Source organism: Binatus sp. (SeqCode), from assembly GCF_036522015.1.
Classification (GTDB): Bacteria; Desulfobacterota; Binatia; order Binatales; family Binataceae; genus Binatus.
Genome location: NZ_DATDGQ010000077.1, coordinates 1 through 2,881 on the forward strand (window position 1 = coordinate 1; position 2,881 = coordinate 2,881).

The window sequence follows — 2,881 nt, forward strand, 5'->3', positions numbered from 1 at the left end:
GATCGGCAAGGAAGTCGAGCTGCACGAGCTTCAGCAGCTCATGCACCCGACGCTGGACCTCAGCCTCGGCGGGCCGTTCGCGCCGCGGCAGCACGCGCATTCCGAAGGCGACGTTTTCGAACACCGTCATGTGGCGAAACAGCGCGTAATGCTGAAATACGAAACCGACCTTGCGCTTGCGCACGCTGACCGCGCTCGCGTCCTCGCCATGAAACAGCACCTCGCCGGTGTCCGGCGTCTCCAGCCCCGCGATTATGCGGAGCAGGGTGGTCTTGCCCGAGCCCGACAGCCCCAGCAGCGCGACCAGCTCGCCGGTTTCGATATGCAGGTTGATATTGTCAACCGCAACGAAGTCGCCGAACTTCTTGCTGATGTTTTTGAGCTCGATACTCATGCCGCTACTTTGACCGCGAGTTCCTCCTGCGCCTGCTTTACCGGCACCACGCGGCGCTCCAAAGAATACTTGGCGATCAGCGTCGCGATCGCGAGCAGGGTGAGCAGTGACGAGACCGCAAACGCGGCCGCGAACTGATAGTCATTGTATAGAATCTCGATGTACAACGGCATCGTATTGGTGTGCCCGCGGATATGCCCCGACACCACCGAGACCGCGCCGAACTCGCCCATCGCGCGCGCGTTGCACAGCACCATCCCGTACAGCAGGCCCCACTTGACGCTGGGCAGCGTCACCCGAAAGAACATCTGCCAGCCGCCGGCGCCGAGCACGATCGCGGCTTCCTCTTCCTCGCTGCCGACCGCCTGCATGATCGGGATGAGCTCGCGCGCGGCGAGCGGAAAGGTGACGAAAATCGTTGCGAGCACGATTCCCGGCTCCGCAAAAATGATCCTGATACCGTGCTCCGCGAGCCATCCGCCAAGCGGCGCGCGCACGCCGAGCAGCAGCACGAACAGCATCCCTGCGATAACCGGTGAGACCGAGAACGGGATGTCGATCAGCGTTAACAGCATTTGCTTGCCGGGAAAATCGAAGCGCGCGATCGCCCACGATGCGGCGATACCGAAAGCGACGTTCAGCGGCACCGCGATCGCGGCGGTCATCAGCGTCAAACGAATCGCAGCCAGCGCCTCGGGATCGACAATCGCGGCGAAGTATGCGCCGATTCCTTTGCGCAGCGCTTCGGTAAACACGGCGATCACCGGGATAAAAATGAACAGGGCGACAAACACCAACGCGATCGTGATCAGCGCGATTCTGACCGCCGGCGGATCCGCAGTCCCCGGTCTTTTTAGTTCGCCTGGCGAATTGCTGCTCATCGGAACCTATGCCGCCAGGCGGCGGCTGCTCCACCTTTGCAGCACGTTGATTCCGAGCAGAATCACGAACGACGCCGTCAGCATCACGACCGCGATCGCCGTGGCGCCGGCGTAGTCGAACTGCTCGAGCTTGCTCATGATCAACAGCGGCACCACTTCGGTATGCATCGGCATGTTGCCCGAGATGAAAACCACCGAACCGTATTCACCAAGCGCGCGCGCGAACGCGAGTGCGAATCCGGTCAGCAGCGCGGGTATCAGCGCAGGCGCGATCACCAGTATGAACGTCTGCAACCGGCTCGCACCCAGCGTCGCCGCAGCCTCTTCGTATTCCTGGTCGAGATCCTCGAGCACGGGCTGAATGGTGCGGACGACGAACGGCAACCCGACGAACGTGAGCGCGACTACGACTCCGAGCGGCGCATACGCCACTTTGATCCCGAGCGGTGCGAGATACCGGCCGATCCATCCGTTGCCGGCGTAAATCGCCGTGAGCGTAATTCCCGCCACCGAGGTCGGCAGCGCGAACGGCAGATCAACCATCACGTCAATCAGCGTCCTGCCTGGAAATTCGTAACGAACCAGACTCCACGCCACGACGAAACCGAACACCGAGTTGATCGACGCGCCCGCAATCGAGGCGCCGAAGCTCAATTTGTACGCCGCGATTGTGCGCGGACTTGCCACGGCGGCCCAGAACTGCGGCCACGTCAACGTGAAGGTCTTGAAAAAAATCGTCGAGATCGGAATCAACACGACGATTCCGAGGTAGGCCACCGTGAAGCCGAGTGTCAGGCCGAATCCCGGCAGCACGTTGTTCCGTCTCGTCGTTGCCATCGCGTATCTAACTTCCCGGCTGATAGATCTTGTCGAATACGCCGCCGTCGCCGAAAAACTTCGGTTGCGCGGTTTTCCATCCGCCGAAATCCGCATCGATCGTCAGCATCGGCAGGCTCGGGAACTGACTCGCATATTTCGACGCGACGGTCTTGTCGCGCGGACGGAAGAAATTCTGTGCGATTATTTCCTGCCCTGCTGGGGTGTAGAGAAATTCCAGGTAGGCCTTCGAGACGTCGGCCGTGCCGTGACGGCGGTCGACCTTGTCCACCCACGCGACGGGAGGTTCGGCCCGGACGCTCACCGACGGATATACGACCTCATATTTGTCAGCGCCGAATTGCTTGATAGCCATTCGCGCCTCATTTTCCCACGCGATCAACACGTCGCCTATTTCGCGCTCGGCGAACGTCGTCGTCGAGCCCCGCGCGCCGGAATCGAGCACCGGCACGTTCTTGTAGAGCGTGCCTACGAAGGCCGCGGCCTTGGCCTCGTCGCCGCCGTTCATCTTCAGGGCGTAGCCCCACGCAGCCAGCAAATTCCATCGCGCGCCGCCCGACGTCTTCGGGTTAGGCGTGATCACCGAGATGCCCGGCTTCACCAGGTCATCCCAATCGTGGATCTTTTTTGGATTTCCCTTGCGCACCAGCAGCACGATTGTCGAGGTGTAGGGGCAACTGTTGTCGGGCAGGCGCGATTGCCAGCTTCGCGGCAACAAGTCGGCCTTCTCGACGATCGCGTCGATATCGCCGGCGAGCCCGAGTGTCAC

At 61.5% G+C, this 2,881-nt stretch carries 4 protein-coding genes; all 4 read right to left on the bottom strand.

Annotation, left to right across the window (positions count from 1 at the left end; genetic code table 11):
* The coding region (locus tag VIW95_RS03295; RefSeq protein ID WP_331583985.1) for an ATP-binding cassette domain-containing protein at window positions 1-394 on the bottom strand (394 nt) is incomplete at its 3' end.
* Window positions 391-1,275: a sulfate ABC transporter permease subunit CysW gene (gene cysW, locus VIW95_RS03300; RefSeq protein WP_331583986.1), complete on the bottom strand. Its 885-nt coding sequence runs from the start codon at window positions 1,273-1,275 to the stop codon at window positions 391-393. The genes cysW and VIW95_RS03295, both read right to left, overlap by 4 nt.
* 6 nt (window positions 1,276-1,281) lie before the next feature.
* The gene (gene cysT / locus VIW95_RS03305; protein ID WP_331583987.1) at window positions 1,282-2,112 is read right to left on the bottom strand and encodes a sulfate ABC transporter permease subunit CysT; all 831 of its coding nucleotides are present in this window, start codon (window positions 2,110-2,112) and stop codon (window positions 1,282-1,284) included.
* Between the two features lie 7 nt (window positions 2,113-2,119).
* Window positions 2,120-2,881 (bottom strand): sulfate ABC transporter substrate-binding protein (locus tag VIW95_RS03310; protein WP_331583988.1); only part of this gene is annotated, 762 nt, incomplete at its 5' end.